Annotated in this window: 12 protein-coding genes, 1 tRNA gene and 2 rRNA genes; all 15 read left to right on the top strand. The window is 52.5% G+C overall.

All coding sequences use genetic code 11. From position 1 onward, the window contains the following. Nucleotides 1-67: 67 nt before the first annotated feature. The 15 genes from SELR_RS10740 to SELR_RS10670 all read left to right on the top strand — a co-directional run bounded on the left by SELR_RS10740 (nucleotide 68) and on the right by SELR_RS10670 (nucleotide 19482). Nucleotides 68-1630 (top strand): 16S ribosomal RNA (locus SELR_RS10740). Nucleotides 1631-1852: 222 nt separating this feature from the next. Next, nucleotides 1853-4770: ribosomal RNA gene (locus SELR_RS10735) — 23S ribosomal RNA — on the top strand. The 16S and 23S rRNA genes sit together here, the layout of an rRNA operon. A 187-nt stretch (nucleotides 4771-4957) precedes the next feature. Continuing rightward, nucleotides 4958-6172, top strand: coding sequence for a PAS domain-containing protein (locus SELR_RS10730; RefSeq protein ID WP_014425251.1), 1215 nt, complete (start codon nucleotides 4958-4960; stop codon nucleotides 6170-6172). Between the two features lie 154 nt (nucleotides 6173-6326). Then, complete coding sequence (locus SELR_RS10725; RefSeq protein ID WP_014425250.1) at nucleotides 6327-6653, top strand: hypothetical protein; 327 nt, start codon at nucleotides 6327-6329, stop codon at nucleotides 6651-6653. A 113-nt stretch (nucleotides 6654-6766) separates the two neighbouring features. Next, nucleotides 6767-8137, top strand: coding sequence for a TrkH family potassium uptake protein (locus SELR_RS10720; protein WP_014425249.1), 1371 nt, complete (start codon nucleotides 6767-6769; stop codon nucleotides 8135-8137). 12 nt (nucleotides 8138-8149) lie between these two features. Beyond that, nucleotides 8150-8806, top strand: coding sequence for a potassium channel family protein (locus SELR_RS10715; protein WP_014425248.1), 657 nt, complete (start codon nucleotides 8150-8152; stop codon nucleotides 8804-8806). A gap of 114 nt (nucleotides 8807-8920) precedes the next feature. Beyond that, nucleotides 8921-9964, top strand: a complete 1044-nt coding sequence (hrcA, locus tag SELR_RS10710) for a heat-inducible transcriptional repressor HrcA (RefSeq protein WP_014425247.1) — start codon at nucleotides 8921-8923, stop codon at nucleotides 9962-9964. 62 nt (nucleotides 9965-10026) lie between these two features. Beyond that, nucleotides 10027-10632, top strand: coding sequence for a nucleotide exchange factor GrpE (gene grpE, locus SELR_RS10705; RefSeq protein WP_102013426.1), 606 nt, complete (start codon nucleotides 10027-10029; stop codon nucleotides 10630-10632). Between the two features lie 31 nt (nucleotides 10633-10663). Beyond that, nucleotides 10664-12526, top strand: a complete 1863-nt coding sequence (gene dnaK, locus SELR_RS10700; protein WP_014425245.1) for a molecular chaperone DnaK — start codon at nucleotides 10664-10666, stop codon at nucleotides 12524-12526. Nucleotides 12527-12591: 65 nt separating this feature from the next. Further along, entirely contained in the window at nucleotides 12592-13758 is a 1167-nt protein-coding gene (dnaJ, locus tag SELR_RS10695; RefSeq protein WP_014425244.1) for a molecular chaperone DnaJ, read from the top strand. A gap of 130 nt (nucleotides 13759-13888) precedes the next feature. Beyond that, nucleotides 13889-14683 (top strand): HD domain-containing protein, encoded by a 795-nt coding sequence (locus SELR_RS10690; RefSeq protein WP_014425243.1) that lies wholly within the window; start codon nucleotides 13889-13891, stop codon nucleotides 14681-14683. A 26-nt stretch (nucleotides 14684-14709) separates the two neighbouring features. Beyond that, entirely contained in the window at nucleotides 14710-16386 is a 1677-nt protein-coding gene (locus tag SELR_RS10685) for a glutamine--tRNA ligase/YqeY domain fusion protein (RefSeq protein WP_014425242.1), read from the top strand. Between the two features lie 42 nt (nucleotides 16387-16428). Next, the gene (locus SELR_RS10680; RefSeq protein WP_014425241.1) at nucleotides 16429-17697 is read left to right on the top strand and encodes an ArsB/NhaD family transporter; all 1269 of its coding nucleotides are present in this window, start codon (nucleotides 16429-16431) and stop codon (nucleotides 17695-17697) included. A 78-nt stretch (nucleotides 17698-17775) separates the two neighbouring features. Continuing rightward, nucleotides 17776-17852, top strand: a tRNA-Pro gene (locus SELR_RS10675). A gap of 73 nt (nucleotides 17853-17925) precedes the next feature. Continuing rightward, nucleotides 17926-19482 (top strand): ABC-F family ATP-binding cassette domain-containing protein, encoded by a 1557-nt coding sequence (locus tag SELR_RS10670; RefSeq protein WP_014425240.1) that lies wholly within the window; start codon nucleotides 17926-17928, stop codon nucleotides 19480-19482. Nucleotides 19483-19596: the final 114 nt, after the last annotated feature.

Here is a 19596-nt window from a genome sequence, read left to right as displayed (position 1 = left end):
GTATGAACAACATAGCAATCGGCAATTTCTTTTATAGATAATTAGAGCTTGATTAAGTTCTTCATATTTTATGGAGAGTTTGATCCTGGCTCAGGACGAACGCTGGCGGCGTGCTTAACACATGCAAGTCGAACGAGGCTGATATTTAGCTTGCTATTTTGAAGCCGAGTGGCAAACGGGTGAGTAACGCGTAGACAACCTGCCGCAAAGATGGGGACAACAGTCCGAAAGGACTGCTAATACCGAATGTTGTCAGATTCCCGCATGGGAGACTGATTAAAGATGGCCTCTACTTGTAAGCTATCGCTTTGCGATGGGTCTGCGTCTGATTAGCTAGTTGGTGGGGTAACGGCCTACCAAGGCGACGATCAGTAGCCGGTCTGAGAGGATGAACGGCCACATTGGAACTGAGACACGGTCCAGACTCCTACGGGAGGCAGCAGTGGGGAATCTTCCGCAATGGGCGAAAGCCTGACGGAGCAACGCCGCGTGAGTGAAGAAGGGTTTCGGCTCGTAAAGCTCTGTTGACGGGGACGAATGTGCGAAATGCGAATAGTTTTTCGCAATGACGGTACCCGTCGAGGAAGCCACGGCTAACTACGTGCCAGCAGCCGCGGTAATACGTAGGTGGCGAGCGTTGTCCGGAATTATTGGGCGTAAAGGGAGCGCAGGCGGGGAGGCAAGTCAGTCTTAAAAGTGCGGGGCTCAACCCCGTGATGGGATTGAAACTGTCTTTCTTGAGTGCAGGAGAGGAAAGCGGAATTCCTAGTGTAGCGGTGAAATGCGTAGATATTAGGAGGAACACCAGTGGCGAAGGCGGCTTTCTGGACTGTAACTGACGCTGAGGCTCGAAAGCGTGGGGAGCGAACAGGATTAGATACCCTGGTAGTCCACGCCGTAAACGATGAATGCTAGGTGTAGGAGGTATCGACCCCTTCTGTGCCGGAGTTAACGCAATAAGCATTCCGCCTGGGGAGTACGGTCGCAAGACTGAAACTCAAAGGAATTGACGGGGGCCCGCACAAGCGGTGGAGTATGTGGTTTAATTCGACGCAACGCGAAGAACCTTACCAGGGCTTGACATTGAGTGAAAGATCTAGAGATAGATCCCTCTCTTCGGAGACACGAAAACAGGTGGTGCATGGCTGTCGTCAGCTCGTGTCGTGAGATGTTGGGTTAAGTCCCGCAACGAGCGCAACCCCTATCATTTGTTGCCAGCACGTTAAGGTGGGAACTCAAATGAGACTGCCGCGGACAACGCGGAGGAAGGCGGGGATGACGTCAAGTCATCATGCCCCTTATGTCCTGGGCTACACACGTACTACAATGGGATGGACAGAGAGCAGCGAACCCGTGAGGGCAAGCGAACCCCATAAACCATCTCCCAGTTCGGATTGCAGGCTGCAACCCGCCTGCATGAAGTCGGAATCGCTAGTAATCGCTGGTCAGCATACAGCGGTGAATACGTTCCCGGGCCTTGTACACACCGCCCGTCACACCACGGAAGTCATTCACACCCGAAGCCGGTGGGCAAACCGCAAGGATGCAGCCGTCTAAGGTGGGGGCGATGACTGGGGTGAAGTCGTAACAAGGTAGCCGTATCGGAAGGTGCGGCTGGATCACCTCCTTTCTAAGGATTACAAAATCTTAGGTCGGAGCATCTGGAATTTGCATTGTCTAGTTTTGAGAGAATGATCTCTCTAATATGTACACTGAAAACTACACAGAAGAAATCAAAATGTATCAATTTTAACCAATGGTCTACACGACAGTGTAAACAGAAGGTTGAACGAACATTTTAGGATTCTAAAGCATAGACATCACAATATGTGATACCTTAAAAGCAAACGAAAGTTAAGCTACCAAGGGCATATGGTGGATGCCTAGGCGTTCCGAGCCGATGAAGGACGCGATAAGCTGCGAAAAGCCATGAGGAGCCGCAAGTAGGCTGTGAGTCATGGATGTCCGAATGGGGCAACCCAATACGAGTCATGTCGTATTACCTAGTTTCTAGGAGGCACACCCGGTGAACTGAAACATCTAAGTAACCGGAGGAAAAGTAATCAAAAGAGATTCCCTCAGTAGCGGCGAGCGAACAGGGAAGAGCCCAAACCGGGAGTCTTCGGACACCCGGGGTTGAGGACCGGCATAAAAGGAAGACAATTTAGCTGAAGCTTCTGGGAAGGAGCGGCACAGAAGGTGAAACCCCCGTAAGCGAAAAGTTGTCCAATGAGCCGGTATCCAGAGTACCACGAGACACGTGAAACCTTGTGGGAAGCAGGGTGGACCACCATCCAAGGCAAAATACTACGGAACGACCGATAGCGCATAGTACCGTGAGGGAAAGGTGAAAAGAACCCCGGGAGGGGAGTGAAATAGAACCTGAAACCGTATGTCTACAAGCAGTCGAAGCTCTTTATATGAGCGACGGCGTGCCTATTGAAGAATGAACCGGCGAGTTAATTTATGTAGCGAGGTTAAGTGGAAGACACGGAGCCGAAGCGAAAGCGAGTCTGAACAGGGCGACAGTTACATGGATTAGACCCGAAACCACAGTGATCTATGCATGGCCAGGTTGAAGCTCAGGTAAAAATGAGTGGAGGACCGAACCCGTGAGTGTTGAAAAACTTTGGGATGAGCTGTGCATAGGGGTGAAATGCCAATCGAACGTGGAGATAGCTGGTTCTCCCCGAAATAGCTTTAGGGCTAGCCTCAGGCGACACATAAAGACGGTAGAGCACTGATCGGACGCGGGTCTGTAATGGATACCAACTCCAGTCAAACTACGAATGGCTTTATGAGAAGAACCTGGGAGTCAGAATGCGAGTGATAAGACCCGTATTCAAGAGGGAAACAGCCCAGACCGCCGACTAAGGTCCCCAATGCTGTACTAAGTGGAAAAGGATGTAGGACTTCCTAAACAACCAGGATGTTGGCTCAGAAGCAGCCACCATTTAAAGAGTGCGTAATAGCTCACTGGTCGAGAGGCCCTGCGCCGAAAATATCCGGGGCTCAAGTACAGAACCGAAGTCGCGGCATGCGCAAGCATGGGTAGGGGAGCGTTCCATGTGCGTTGAAGGTTGACCGGAAGGACAGCTGGAGTGTATGGAAGTGAGAATGCCGGTATGAGTAGCGAAACGGCCAGTGAGAATCTGGCCCACCGAAAGCCTAAGGGATCCTGGGCAACGCTCGTCGTCCCAGGGTAAGTCGGGACCTAAGCCGAGGCAGCAAGCGTAGGCGATGGACAACAGGCGAAAATTCCTGTACTGCATGGAGTTGTTTGAGGATGGAGTGACGCAGCAAGGAGTCTGAGCTGGCGAATGGAAATGCCAGTCGAAGGCGGTAGGCTGGTGAGGAGGCAAATCCCCTCACTGTAAGGCTGAGAACCGATAGATAGATAAATCCTTCGGGATGCATCAAATTCAGACGTACTACACTGCCAAGAAAAGCTTCTAACGAGACGACATGTACCCGTACCAAAACCGACACAGGTAGGCGGGGAGAGAATCCTAAGGTGCGCGGGAAAACCCTCGTTAAGGAACTCGGCAAAATGCATCCGTAACTTCGGGAGAAGGATGGCCGGAGCTGGTGAAGTCATTTACTGATGGAGCTGGAGCCGGCGACAGAAGAGAAGCCCAAGCGACTGTTTACCACAAACACAGGTGCCTGCTAAAGAGAAATCTGACGTATAGGTGCTGACACCTGCCCGGTGCTGGAAGGTTAAGAGGACGGGTCAGCCGCAAGGTGAAGCTCGGAATTGAAGCCCCAGTAAACGGCGGCCGTAACTATAACGGTCCTAAGGTAGCGAAATTCCTTGTCGGGTAAGTTCCGACCCGCACGAAAGGTGTAACGACTTGGGCACTGTCTCAACGAGGGACCCGGTGAAATTGAAATACCTGTGAAGATGCAGGTTACCCGCGACTGGACAGAAAGACCCCATGGAGCTTTACTGCAGCCTGTCATTGATTTTTGGCATGTAACGTACAGGATAGCTGGGAGACGGAGAACTAGAGCCGCCAGGTTCTAGGGAGTCAATGTTGGGATACCAGCCTTTGCGTGTTAGGAATCTAACCCTGAAACTAACGACTTCGGGGACAGTGGCAGGCGGACAGTTTGACTGGGGCGGTCGCCTCCGAAAGAGTAACGGAGGCGTCCAAAGGTTCCCTCAGCGCGGACAGAAATCGCGCGAAGAGTATAAAGGCAGAAGGGAGCTTGACTGCGAGACATACACGTCGAGCAGGTACGAAAGTAGGGCTTAGTGATCCGGTGGAATGAGAGTGGAATTGCCATCGCTCAACGGATAAAAGCTACCCTGGGGATAACAGGCTAATCTCTCCCAAGAGTCCATATCGACGGGGAGGTTTGGCACCTCGATGTCGGCTCATCACATCCTGGGGCTGAAGCAGGTCCCAAGGGTTGGGCTGTTCGCCCATTAAAGTGGTACGTGAGCTGGGTTCAGAACGTCGTGAGACAGTTCGGTCCATATCCATCGCGGGCGTAAGATACATGAGGGAAGCTGCTCCTAGTACGAGAGGACCGGAGTGGACGGACCGCCGGTGTACCAGTTGTTTCGCCAGAAGCATAGCTGGGTAGCTGCGTCCGGAAGGGATAAACGCTGAAAGCATCTAAGCGTGAAGCCTGTCCCGAGATGAAGTATCTCATGGAGTAATCCAGTAAGATTCCTTGAAGAAGACAAGGTAGATAGGTTGGGAGTGGAAGTGCCGTAAGGCATGCAGCGGACCAATACTAATAAATCGAGGGCTTAACTTCATAAAGAACTAAAATGTTCGACATAGCGATTTTCTTCTGTATAGTTTTGAATGTATCCAAAAAAAAGCAGGCTTTATGCCTGCTTTTTTGTTTTTTCCAATGTATCGTAACCATTGTAACAGACCTTGGCCATGCTGATGTGTATAATAGACATATGAAGTATGGAAATTTATGGCAAAAGGAGCATATGGTGAAAACGATAGATTTCGAGCGAATGGCAGCGGAGCTGGTGAAGGCTGAGCCAGAGGTGGGCCGGATATTGGCCGAGCTGGGGCTGGGTAATATGGTCAGTCCGGAGGCCCTTAAGGTGATGGGCAATATCATGACCATTCCTCGGGCGGCGGCGATGAAGGGCGTAGAGCTGGGCAAAGTGGTGGAGGCCTTGAAGGCGGCAGGTTTTTCTGTGATGAATGTGCCAGCCGCAGAGGCGGTATCTCCCTGCAAGGTTACCGGTCATTTCGATGTGGCCGTTGATCTGCCGGCAGGTCATCCCATCCAGCTCATGCGGGCAGAGAATGCCGGCATGGAACATGTTTTGGATATTTTGCAGGCACAGTGCGAAAAAGCTTCGCCAGAGGCTGAAGTTGTCATTCCTGCCCTGCAGGCGTTCAATGGCGTGCGTTCCCACTATGCGAAAAAAGAAGAACTGTTGATGGCCCAGCTGTATAAATACGGTGTGACAGGTCCCTCCCAGGTTATGTGGAATGAGGACGATGAAATCAAGAAGGAAGTGGGAGTCCTCACCCGGGCAGTTATGGAAGACAGGGATAATGTCCTGATTTATAAAGGCCGCATTGCCGCGGTGGCCAATCGTGCTCGCGGGATGATTGCCAAGGAAGAAAAAATCTTGTTCCCCTTATGCCTGCGTTTTTATACGCAAGAAGAGTGGCTTTGCATCTATCGTGATTTCCCTGAAATGGGCATGGTCTTTGTGGAGCAGCCAGCTAAATGGCAGGAAGGCGAAACATGGATTGCGGCTGAATTGGCGAAGGTCAAGGAACAGGAGATCCTGGATGGTAAAATCCAGCTGCCTACGGGAGAACTGACGGTCAAGCAGTTAAGCGGCATTTTTTCATTGCTGCCATTGGATCTGACTTTTATCGATGCGGAGGAAAAACTGCGTTTCTTTATCAACGAAGGACGGGTATTTCCCAGACCGTTGGCGGCCTTGGGCCGGGATGTGGCGGAGTGTCATCCGCCACAGATCGTGCCGGTGGTGCGCAACCTCGTGGCGGATTTCAAGGCAAAGAAGCGCAGCTCGTTGGAAGTGGCGCGCTATATCATGGGCAAGCCCATTATGGTCAAATATATGGCGGTCTATGATGATGACGGCGAATATATCGGTACCTTGGAGGCTGTGCAGGATTGCAGCCATATCCTGGAAAAATTCAACAGGAAATGATAGTGGATTTGACTGGTCAATTGACCAGTCAAATCTTTTTGCATTTTTTACAATATGTAAGACAGATTTTAATATTTTATTGCAAGTTTGTACTTGTTATAATAGAACCATCGAAATCAAGAGATGACGGAAGTCAGAAAGGCCGGTGAGCGCGATGTTGTTGGTTCGTTTGTATCAGGTAGAGGATAAGGAAGTCATGGTTATGGACGGGATGCAGGGCTTTATGCCCGAGGCCAATGCCATCCGCTTGCTGGCCAGCCGCAAGAGCGGTGTGGGCGCTGACCGGGTGATCGTCCATGCAGGCCCGCAGGGAAAACAGGGCTTCCGTGCCTTTTCGGCTGATGGGCAGGAAACGGAACTGACAGCAGAGGATTGCCTGCTGGCTTCCCGCCAGCAGATGGATATTGAGATCCGCCTTACGGATTCTTTCGTCGAAAAGATGCGGCAGGCAGATGAGGAAAGACTGGCAAAGGCTTGCTGAAATGATTGATATGGAATGCCAGAGGGCTGCGAACTTTTTTCGTAGTCCTTTTTTGGTGCAATTTTCTGGGATACAAGGGGTAACTGTGCTAGAATAGAGCGGGAGGTGGTGTTATGGTTGACAATCTGCAGGAGGCCACGGCATTTAAGGCCCAGCAGAAATTTCGGTTGAAACCTACCCAGACGATTTTGCTTAGTTTTGTCTTAATGATCAGCATAGGGACAGTTTTGTTGATGCTGCCGGTCAGTACCACGAATCGTGTTGGTTTGCCTTTTATGGATGCGTTGTTTGTGTCCACCTCGGCTTCCTGTGTTACGGGGCTGACGGTGGTGGATGTGCAGAATGATCTGAGTTTCTTTGGGAAATGCGTGCTGCTATTGCTGATTCAGGTGGGGGGCCTGGGCATCATGACCTTGGCTACCATGGTGGCCCATGCTATGGGGTACAGGTTCCCGCTGAAGCAGAGCATTATCGTGCAGGAGTCGCTGAGCCAAAGCGGCCGCGCCGGCCTCTTTGCCCTGATTCGCCGGATGATTTTCTATACGTTCATGGTGGAGGGCTTCTTTGCCTTGCTGCTGACGGTGCATTTTTATCCCGAATTCGGTGTGGATGCCATTGGCTATGGGATCTTTCATGCGGTATCGGCGTTCTGCAATGCGGGCTTTGATCTATTTGGCAATTATGACAGCCTGTGCAAGCGGGCTGACGATTTCGTCCTGTTGGCCGGAATCGGCCTGCCGATCATTTTAGGCGGCATTGGCTTCACGGTGATATATGATGTGCTCCATTGCCGCAGCTGGCGGCAGTATTCCCTGCATACGAAAATCGTATTGATCAGCAATCTTTTCCTGCTTACAGTGGGTACGCTGCTGATCTGGGCGCTGGAAGCAAATAATGGAGGGACGCTGGCAGATGTACCCGTGGCGGGACAGCTGGCCCAGTCGGCTTTTATGTCGGTGTCCTGCCGGACGGCGGGGTTCAATACCTTTGATTTGGCCAAGGCGACACAGATTACCCAGCTCATCATGATCATCCTGATGTTTGTGGGTGCTTCGCCCTTGTCTACGGGCGGCGGCATCAAGAGCACGACCATGTTTGTGATCGTGCGCTCGGTTTGGGCGGTGTTCCGCGGGGAAAGCGAGCTGGTTGTCTTTGGCCGTACCATTACCAAGGATTTGCGGGATCAGGCCTTTGCGACCTTTACCGTGGGTACGATCTGGGTGGTGTCCATGGGGATGCTCCTCTCGGTGCTGGACGGGGAAGTCCACGATCTGGAAGAGGTCATTTTTGAAACCGTGTCGGCTTTTGGTACGGTGGGCATGGGCATAGGCATTACCCTGAGTTGGAACGACTGGGGCAAAGGCCTGCTGGCGCTGACCATGCTGCTGGGCAGGGTGGGCATCATGTCCTTTATGCTGTCCTTTATCAAGCAGAAGCAGTCGGCGGTTATCAAATATCCGAAAGAAGAAGTCATGCTTGGTTAAGAAGGAAAGAATATGCAGAAAAAGAAACAATTTGCTGTTTTAGGGCTGGGGCGTTTCGGCGTCAGTGCAGCCATGACCTTGGAAAAGATGGGATATGAGGTGCTGGCCGCGGATATGGACACGAATCTGGTGTCCTCCCTGGCGGAGAACCTGTCCCAGGTGGTAAGTTTTGATATGCGGGATGCCCGGGCAATGGACCAGGCGGGCATTGGCAGTTTCGATACGGTGATCATCGCCACCAAGAATCTGGAAGCCAGCCTGATGGCGGCGATGCTTTGCAAGGAACGCCATGTTCCGGAAATCGTGGTCAATGCCTTTGATGACCGCCATGCAGAGATGGCCCGGCGTTTAGGCGCCACGAAGATCATCTTTTCCGATCGGGATATGGCCCGGCGTACGGTTATGCATCTGGTATCGCCCAATGCGGTGGATTATATCGATCTGGCTGGCAGCATCAAGATTGTCAACGTCACGACGCCGCCGCGTCTGGTGGGGAAGAATCTGGTGGAGGCCGACCTGCGCAGGCATTATAATCTGGTGGTGGTGGCCATCCGCCATGCAGGGCAGATGATTGTCACTCCGTCGCCGGATTATCGTTTCGCGGCAGGGGACAATCTCTTCATCATTGGCAAAGAGTCATCCTTTGTGGAGTTTGAACGGGATTTTTGATGTTTTGACTTTTTATCTCTTGACTTTTTGTTCTATAAGGGTTATTATCTTTATAGACTTAAATTTAGCACTCACCATTTCAGAGTGCTAACAGAGTCGGGAGGAGGGGTGTGAATGCCAGATAAGCTTTACGAGCTGGATGAGCGCAAGCAACGGGTGCTCAAGGCTGTAATCGATGATTACATCGAATCGGCAGAGCCTGTTGGTTCCCGCACATTGGCCCGTAAGTATGATTTAGGCGTCAGCCCTGCCACCATACGCAATGAGATGGCGGATCTGGAAATGCTGGGGTATCTGCAGCATTTGCATACATCCTCCGGGCGGGTTCCCTCATCCAAGGGGTATCGGTTCTATGTGGATGGATTGATACCGCCCAAGCCGGTCAGCGCTGAAGAGAAAGCTTTGATTGACCGTTGGTATAAGACCAGGGTCAAGCGCATCGATCAGGTCTTTGAGGAAACGGCGAAGCTCATCTCGGCGGTGACGAAGAATGTTTCGTTGGTATTGGCGCCGCAGATGAATCAGGCGCAGTTCCGTTGCCTGCAGTTTCTGCCGCTGGACAGCCGGCGGGTTATCACAGTGCTGATGACCGATGCAGGCTTTATCGAGAACAAGATCATCGAGATGCCGGAGGGCGCGGAGTTTGAGGACTTCCAGCGCATGGCGGCGGTGATCAACAAGAATCTGGCGGGGCATACGCTGAAGACCATCGAACATCATTCGCTGGCAGAGATCCGGGACGAGATCCGGGATGAAGGCCTCTATGAATCGGCACTTTCCATCATTCAGCGGGCTTTGGACACCGGCAAGCAGGAACGCCTTTATCTGGGCGGTACCACGAAGATGCTGGAACAGCCGGAGTACCACGATGTGGAAAAGGTCAAGCATATGCTGATGACCCTGGAGGAAGAGGAACTCATGAAGGACATCCTCCGGGCCCATATCGGTGACGGTTTGGAAGTCACCATCGGGCAGGAGAATGAGGATAGCCACTTCAAGGACAGCAGCATCATCACCGCCACTTATCATCTGGATGGGGAGCTTCTGGGCACCATTGCGGTGCTGGGGCCCACCCGCATGGAGTACGCCAAGGCCATGAGTCTTTTGGAGTACATGAACAATAATCTGACACAGGTTATCAAACGCTTTCACTGGTAGCTGCCAGTATTGGAGCGAAATATAAAATACCTTGGAAAGAGGTGAAGGAATTGCCATCATTCATGAAAGATGAATTAAAGAAGAAGGATGAGCAAAAGCTGGAGGAAATGCAGCAGGAAATCAATGCTGCAGGTGAAGACGAGGCCGATGAGGCTGAGGAAGCAGCCAGCGAAAGCGCAGAAAGCGAAAATGAAGAAAATCAGGAAGAACAGGATGAAAATGCCGCGAAAGTAGAAAAGCTGACGGCAGACCTCAAGGAGAAGGAAGAACGTGTCCTGCGCCTGCAGGCGGATTTTGAAAACTTCCGCCGCCGCACAGGCAAGGAGAAGGAAGAGCTCTCCGCTGTGGTTACCCAGGGAATCCTGAAAGATATGCTGCCACTTCTCGACAACTTCGAGCGGGCTATGGCCGCTGAAGCCAAAGACGGTGAGGCTTTCCAGAAGGGCGTGGAAATGATTTTCACCCAGTTCACGGAAATCCTCAAGAAGAACGGTCTGGAACATATCGAAGTAGAAGGTCAGAAATTTGATCCGAACTTCCATCAGGCCGTCATGCGGGTACAGAATGCAGATCTGGAAGACGATGACATCGCCCAGGAACTGCAGAAGGGCTACATGGTCAAAGGCCGTGTGATCCGCCCGAGCATGGTGCAGGTTGTGGCTAATTAATCAGTTTATAAAGTTTTTAGGAGGATATATCATGTCAAAAGTTATTGGTATTGACTTAGGTACGACGAACTCCGTTGTATCCGTTATGGAAGGCGGCGAGCCTACCGTTATCACCAACCCGGAAGGCAGCCGTATCACCCCGTCTGTTGTTGGTTTCACGAAAGATGGTCAGCGTCTCGTCGGCCAGCTGGCAAAGCGTCAGGCTGTGTCCAATCCGGACCGCACGATTGCTTCCATCAAACGCCATATGGGCGAGAATGACTACAAAGTCAGCGTTGATGGCAAGGATTACACGCCGCAGGAAATCTCCGCTATGGTTCTGCAGAAGCTCAAGGCTGATGCTGAAGCATATCTCGGTGAAACTGTAAGCCAGGCTGTTATCACGGTTCCGGCTTACTTCAACGACAGCCAGCGTCAGGCTACGAAAGACGCTGGTAAGATTGCCGGCCTCGAAGTCCTGCGTATCATCAACGAGCCGACGGCTGCTGCTCTGGCTTACGGCCTCGACAAGGACGAAGACGAAACGGTTCTCGTATTCGACCTGGGCGGCGGTACCTTCGATGTATCCATCCTCGAGCTTTCCAGTGGTACGTTTGAAGTTCTGGCCACCAATGGTGATACTTACCTCGGCGGTGACGACTTCGACCAGAAGGTTATGGACTGGATGGTTGACGAATTCAAGAAGGAAAACAACATCGACCTGTCTCAGGACAAGATGGCTGCTCAGCGCCTGAAGGAAGCTGCTGAAAAGGCTAAGATCGAGCTTTCCAGCATGACCCAGACCAACATCAACCTGCCCTTCATCACGGCTGATGCTACGGGCCCGAAACACCTCGACCTGACGCTGTCCCGCGCTAAGTTCGATGAACTGACCCGTGATCTTGTAGAACGCACGATGGAACCGACCCGCAAGGCTATGGCTGATGCTGACCTGTCCGGCAGCGACATCAGCAAGGTAATCCTCGTCGGTGGTTCTTCCCGTATCCCGGCTGTGCAGGAAGCTATCCGTCAGTTCCTCGCCAAAGAACCCTCCAAGGGTGTTAACCCGGATGAATGCGTATCCGTTGGTGCTGCTATCCAGGGCGGCGTTCTGGTCGGCGAAGTCAAGGACGTACTGCTCCTCGACGTTACGCCGCTGTCCCTGGGTATCGAAACCCTCGGCGGTGTCTGCACGAAGATCATCGAGCGCAACACGACGATCCCGACGCACAAGAGCCAGGTATTCTCCACGGCTGCAGACAACCAGCCTTCTGTTGACATCCATGTCCTGCAGGGCGAACGCGAAATGGCTGCCGGCAACAAGACACTGGGCCGTTTCGAACTCTCCGATATTCCTCCCGCACCGCGTGGGGTTCCTAAGATCGAAGTTTCCTTCGATATCGATGCCAACGGTATCGTGCATGTATCCGCTAAAGACCTGGGCACGGGCAAGGAACAGAAGATCACGATTCAGTCCGATGGCGGCATGACCAAGGAAGACATCGACCGCATGGTTAAGGAAGCCGAAGCGCATGCAGCTGAGGATAAGAAGCAGAAGGAAGCTGTTGAAGTCAAGAATCAGGGCGAAAGCCTCGCATATCAGGCTGAAAAGACGCTGAAAGACCTCGGCGACAAGGCTGACAAGACGCAGGCAGCGAGCGTTCAGGCTGGCATCGACAAGTTGAAAGAAGCCCTCAAGGGCAGCGATACCGAAGCCATCAAGAAGGCTACGGAAGAACTGCAGAAGCCGCTCTATGAAATGAGCGCAGCTGCTTATCAGCAGGCTCAGGCCGCTGGCCAGGGCGCAGCTGGTGCTGATGCTGCCGGCGCTAATGCTGGTGCACAGCAGCAGACCAAGGCTGACGATGATGTCGTAGATGCTGAATATACGGAAGTCAAAGACGATAAGAAGTAATTAAAGGTTTTTGATGGATTATTGGGAGCCGTATGGCTCCCAATAGTTTTTAAGGATGGTGCAACGTGAGCGAAAAACGCGATTATTATGAGGTGCTGGGCGTTGACAAGAGTGCCTCGGACGCTGAAATCAAAAAGGCGTATAAAAAGATGGCCCGCAAATATCATCCCGACCTGAACCGTGACGATCCGAAAGCTGCTGAGGAAAAATTCAAAGAGGTCAATGAGGCCTATGATGTCCTTAAAGATCCGCAGAAAAAAGCCGCTTATGATCAGTTCGGCCATGATGCCTTTGCCAATGGCATGGGCGGTGGCGGCGGAGCCGGCGGCTTTGGCGGTTTCGGCGGCGGCTTTGGTGGCTTTGGCGGCGCGGGCGGTTTTGAGGATATCTTCGAGACCTTCTTCGGAGGCGGCGGCCGCCGTCGTTCCAGCCGGCCCGGTCCGGAACGTGGCAGCGATCTGCGTTATGATCTGGAGATCAGCTTTGAGGAGGCGGCTTTCGGCAAGGAAGCAGAACTTTCCGTGCCCCGTACGGAAGAGTGCGACCACTGCCATGGCACAGGCGCAGCCCCGGGAACCAGCCCGGAGACCTGCCCGGACTGTCAGGGTACGGGTACCCGCCAGACGGTGGCCAATACTCCCTTTGGCCGTATGGTCAATCAGACCACCTGCGGACGCTGCCATGGTACAGGCAAGATCGTCAAGAATCCCTGCTCCCATTGTAACGGCACAGGCCGCAAGAAGGTCACGCGCAAGATCAAGGTCAATATCCCGAAGGGGGTGGACAATGGTTCCCGCGTGCGCGTGAGCGGTGGCGGCGAGGCCGGCGTTCGCGGTGGCGGCAATGGCGATCTCTACGTTTACATCTTCATCCGTCCCCATAAGATCTTCCAGCGTGACGGCTATGATGTGATCGTGGAAGTGCCCATTTCCTTCGTGCAGGCTGCCCTGGGCGATAAGGTACAGGTGCCCACCATCGATGGCCCGGTGGAGGTCAAGGTGCCGGCAGGCACACAGTCCGGCAAGATCCTGCGCCTGCGGGATCGCGGTATCCCGCATTTGCGCGGCAATGGCCGTGGGGATGAGCATGTGGTCATCAAGGTGCTCACTCCGCAGAACCTCAACCAGCGCCAGAAGGAACTCTTGAAGGAATTTGGCGAAATCAGCGGCGATAAGGTGAACCCGGAACAAAAGAGCTTTTTGGATAATCTGAAGAATCTCTTCAAGAAATAAACGAATAGGATCAGGTGCTTGCCAGGGCGGCAGCATCTGGTCCTATTTTATTTTGTCACCCTATGGCAAAAAGCTCCTAATTGCGCTATAATGTTACACTGTAGTGTAATATAGTGGAGAAGGATGTAAATTGAAAGAATTATTGAAGAAAATGCATACCTGGATGGATGACTATATGCATAAATTTTTCACGGAAGATGAGGAAGTTATGCAGGGCATCCGTATCAAGATGGAGCATACCGGCTATGTTACGGCTATTGCCCGGGAATTGGCGCAGCATTTGCAGCTCAGTGAGCATGATGTACAGCTGGCTGAAATCATGGGACTGTTCCATGATGTGGGGCGTTTCCGCCAATACAGCATCTATAAGACATTCAATGATGCTCAATCGGAGGATCATGCCGAGTTAGGCCTTAAAGTCCTGGCCGAGGAAATGCCCTATATGGATGAGCTGGCAGCGGAAGACGCAGAACTCGTGCGCTATGCCATCAAGTATCATAATAAGAAGGAAATTCCTGCTGAGGCAACGGGCAGGAAACTGCTGTTTGCCCGGTTGCTGCGGGATGCGGACAAGCTGGATATCTATCGGGTGCTCTCGCCGTTCCTGGATCCGGAGAAGGCCGAACAGGCACCGAAGTTTATCAAGGCCGATGCCAGCCAGTTTATAAGTCCGGATTTCATGACGGCTTTCAAGGAAGGGCAGCAGGCGGATTATCATATGCTCAAGACCTTGGGAGATCGCAAATTGGTGCGTCTTCTGTGGGTTTACGATGTGAACTTTGGCTGGACGCTGCAAAAGATGGTAGAGCGTGGCTATATCCAGAAGGTTATCGACCATTTGCCGGAGCAGGAAGGCGTTGACGTGGGCGTAAAGCGCATGTGGAAATATATTGAGGAAAAATGTGCGGCTGAGGATGTAATCTGACCGCCTTTTATAAAGGAGAGAATATCATGGCAGAGAATACGACAATCGCCAATAACTTTGTGCAGAACGCGATTGAGGAAGACCAGAAGAACGGTAAATACACGGAAGGAATCCATACCCGTTTTCCACCGGAACCAAATGGCTATCTGCATATTGGCCATGCCAAGTCCATTTGCTTGAACTTTGGTCTGGCGGAGTATAATCATGGCCTTTGCAACCTGCGTTTTGACGATACGAATCCCACGAAGGAAGACACGGAATATGTGGACTCTATTCAGGAAGATATCCGCTGGCTGGGCTTCAGCTGGCAGAAGCGCATGTTCTATGCTTCCGATTACTTTGACAAGCTCTATGATTATGCCGTGGAGCTTATCAAGAAGGGCTTGGCTTATGTAGATGATCTGACGGCTGAGGAAATCAAGGAATACCGTGGCACGCTGACGGAACCGGGCAAGGAAAGTCCTTACCGCAATCGCAGCGTGGAAGAGAATCTCGACCTGTTTGCCCGCATGAAGGCTGGCGAGTTTGCTGATGGGGCCAAGGTTCTGCGTGCTAAGATTGATATGGCCTCCCCGAATATGGTTATGCGCGATACGGTCATCTACCGCATTGCCCATGCCCATCATCATCGCACGGGGGACAAGTGGTGCATCTATCCGATGTATGACTTTGCTCATCCCCTGTCCGATGCCATCGAAGGCATCACCCATTCCGTATGTACGCTGGAATTTGAGGAGCATCGTCCCTTCTATGACTGGCTGTTGGAAAATCTGGACTTTGACGTGAACACCCGTCCCCGTCAGATCGAGTTTGCCCGCCTGAATCTCACGAACACTGTGACCAGCAAGCGCAAACTGCGTCAGCTGGTGGAAGAGGGCCATGTGCGCGGCTGGGATGATCCCCGTATGCCGACCATTTCCGGCCTGCGCCGCCGTGGTTTCACGCCGGCCTCCCTGCGTAATTTCTGCGAGGAAATTGGCGTGGCCAAGGGCAACAGCCTGGTGGATGTAGCCATGCTGGAATCCTGCGTCAGGGCTGACCTCAACGAGAATGCCGACCGCATTATGGCGGTGCTGCGTCCCTTGAAGGTGGTTATTACCAACTACCCTGAGGATAAGGAAGAATGGCTGCTGGCGGACAATAACCCCATTCATGGCGGTCATCGTTTCGTGCCCTTCTCCCGTGAGCTCTACATTGAGCAGGATGATTTCATGGAAGAGGCTCCCAAGAAGTTCTTCCGTCTGAAGCCGGGCGGGGAAGTGCGTCTGAAGCATGCTTACATCATTAAGTGTGAAGAAGTCATTAAGGATGAAGCTGGCAATGTGGTGGAACTGCGCTGCACGGCTGATCTGGAATCCAAGACCGGCGGGGCAACGGCCGGCCGCAAGATCAAAGGCACCATTCACTGGGTAGCAGCGAAGACTGCTGTGCCTGCCGAAGTGCGGCTCTATGATTATTTGCTGGAAACCGATGAAAACGGGAACCTGCCCGCAGACTTTATCGGTGCATTAAATAAAAATTCCTTGGAAATCATTGAAAATGCCTTAGTGGAACCCAGCGTGAAGCTGCAGGCAGCAGGCAAGCATTATCAGTTCCTGCGCACGGGCTATTTCGTGATTGACCCGGATACCACGCCGGAAAAGCTGGTCTTCAACCGCGTGGTAGGCCTCAAGGACACCTGGGCCAAGGAAAAGAACAAATAATCTAGTGAAGAAAGAAGTGAAGAGACTTTGGAAAGCAGTACAATGATTGCCGTAGTTATCTTCGTGGCGGCCTATGCCCTGATTATCTCCGAGAAGGTACACCGTACCATCGTGGGCATCTTCGGCGCCATGCTGATGATTCTCTTTGGCATCATCAGCCAGGAGACGGCTATCCACCACATTGACTTTAACACATTGGGCCTTTTGATGGGCATGATGATTATCGTCAATATCACCAGTGAAACGGGCTTGTTCAACTTCCTGGCCATCTGGGCGGCCAAGAAAGTCAAGGCCAAGCCGGTAGCCCTGCTGGTGGCTTTGTCCGCCATCACGGCTGTATGCTCGGCCTTGCTCGATAACGTGACCACGGTGCTTCTCACCGTGCCCATCACGTTCAGCATCACATCGCAGCTGAAAGTAGATGTGAAGCCCTATCTGATGGCGCAGATCATTTCCTCCAATATCGGCGGTACGGCTACCCTTATCGGTGACCCGCCGAACATCATGATTGGCAGTGCCGTGGGGCTGAGCTTTATGGATTTTCTCCAGAACATGACGCTGGTATCCGTGGTCATCTTTATCGTGGTGCAGGCGGTGCTCGTGGCAATCTATGGCAGCAAGCTGAAGACGACGCCGGAACTGCAGGATAAGGTCATGCGGCTCAATGCCAAGAGCCATATTGCGGACAAGGCGCTGCTGAAAAAATGCCTGGCCGTTATCTTCTTCACCATCACCCTGTTCACTTTGCATGGTGCCCTGGGGCTCGAAACGGCTACGGCAGCCCTTACGGGTGCAGGTCTGCTGCTATTGATCACTTACACGCGCAATGAGGCCATGATTGCCAAGGTGCTCTCCAAAGTAGAGTGGCTGGCCATCTTCTTCTTTGCCGGTCTGTTCGTGCTGGTTGGCGCGCTGGTGGAGACAGGCGTCATCAAGGCGATGGCGGCAGAAGCTTTGGCTGTGACTAATGGCAATGTGCCCATGACGGCCATGCTGATCCTTTGGATGAGTGCGATTGCTTCCGCGTTCATCGATAACATTCCCTTTGTCGCTACCCTGATTCCGCTGATTCAGGATATGGGGCAGATGGGGCTTTCCAATCTGGAACCCATGTGGTGGAGTTTGGCACTGGGGGCCTGCCTCGGCGGCAATGGTACCCTGATCGGTGCTTCGGCTAATGTCGTGGTAGCATCCCTGGCAGCCCAGCATGGCAAGCAGATTTCCTTCATCGGCTTTATGAAGGTTGCCTTCCCCGTGATGATCCTGACCATTATCCTGGCCAATATCTACATCTGGATCTGGCATCTCTAAAATTTTTCATAAAAACATGAAAAAAGTTTAAAAAAGGGGTTTACAAGTCCCCTGGGATGTTGTATTATATTACTTGTTCGGGACGTAGCGCAGTTTGGTAGCGCGCTTCCTTGGGGTGGAAGAGGTCGTGGGTTCAAATCCCGTCGTTCCGACCATTTAGTAAATTCGAGAGCTGTTCTTTGGAACAGCTCTTTTCTTTTAATGAATCATGTGAGGAGAAAAGCAGCAATGAGTATTTTGAACGTTTCCCATTTATCCCACAGCTATGGTGGCCGGGAGATTTTTGAGGACGTTAGTTTCCGTCTGCTCAAAGGGGAGCATGTGGCTCTCGTCGGGGCCAATGGTGAGGGCAAGTCCACGTTCCTTTCCATTATCACAGGGCAGCTGACACCGGATGCCGGTACGGTGGAATGGGCACGCCGGGTAAAGGTGGGTTATCTGGACCAGCATGCTGTGCTGAAGCCCGGCATGACCATCCGGGACACCCTGCGCACGGCCTTTGACGATATGGTGAAAGCCGAGCAGGAAATGCTGGCGGCCTATGACAAGATGGGGGAGGCCACGCCGGAAGAAATGGATGCCCTGATGCGGGATGTGGGCGATATCCAGGATATGCTGGAGGCAGGCAGCTACTATACCATTGATGCGCGCATTGAAGAAGTGGCAGGGGGGCTTGGCCTGCGGGATATCGGCCTGGACAAGCAGGTGGATGAACTCTCCGGCGGTCAGCGCACGAAAGTTTTGCTGACGAAACTTTTGCTGCAGAACCCGGAAATCCTGATCTTAGACGAGCCCACGAACTACTTGGATGTGGAGCATATCACCTGGCTCAAGAATTACCTCACGAACTACGAGAATGCCTTTATCCTCGTATCCCATGATGTGCCGTTCCTCAATGCTGTGACCAATGTGATCTATCATGTGGATAATCTGCATCTGGATCGCTATACAGGCAGCTATGAGAAGTTCGAGGAAATGGCGGCGCTGAAGCGCAGGCAGGAAGAAGCGGCCTACGAGCGCCAGCAGGCGGAAATCAAGAAGGAGCAGGACTTTATCCAGCGCAATAAGGCCCGTGTGGCCACCCGGGGCATGGCCAACAGCCGTCAGAAGAAACTGGACAAGATGGAAGTGCTCACGAAGCGTCAGGAAAAGCCGAAACCGCATTTCAACTTCCAGTCTGACCGCACCCCTTCCCGCTTCGTGGTTGAAGTCAAGCGGTTGGTATTGGGCTACGATACAGCCCTGACCAGCCCTGTGGATATCCAGATTGAACGGGGCAAGAAGATTGCCATCCGGGGCACTAACGGTCTGGGTAAGTCAACGCTGCTCAAAACCCTTTTGGGCATGATCAAGCCCATCAGCGGCCATATCGAGCAGGGCGAATTTGTCAGTGTGGGGTACTTCGAGCAGGAAAGTGCCGCTGGCAATAACAATACGGCTCTGGAAGAGGTCTGGCAGGAATATCCCGGCATGACCAACTTCGAGGTGCGGGCGGCACTGGCCACCTGCGGCCTGACCAATGACCATATCACCACCAAGATGATGGCTCTGTCCGGTGGCGAGGCTGCCAAGGTGCGTCTCTGCAAGATCATGCAGAAGCCCGTGAACCTGCTGGTCCTCGACGAGCCTACCAACCATCTGGATGTGGAGGCCAAGAAGGAACTCAAGCGGGCCATCAAGGAATACAAGGGCACGGTGCTGCTGGTTTCCCATGAGCCGGAATTCTATGAGGACTTCGTGGATTCTGTCTGGAACATCGAAAAATGGACGACGAAAATTATTTAATTTATCGTTGACGCCAATACGGCAGGAAATGAAAACGCTGATAGAGAATCTACAAAGTAGAGATTCCTATCAGCGATTTTTTTGTGCCTTGACAAGGACGGTGTGAAGAATGCT

The organism is Selenomonas ruminantium subsp. lactilytica TAM6421, assembly GCF_000284095.1.
Lineage (GTDB): Bacteria > Bacillota > Negativicutes > Selenomonadales > Selenomonadaceae > Selenomonas_A > Selenomonas_A lactilytica.
This window is presented reverse-complemented; position numbering and strand designations above follow the sequence as displayed.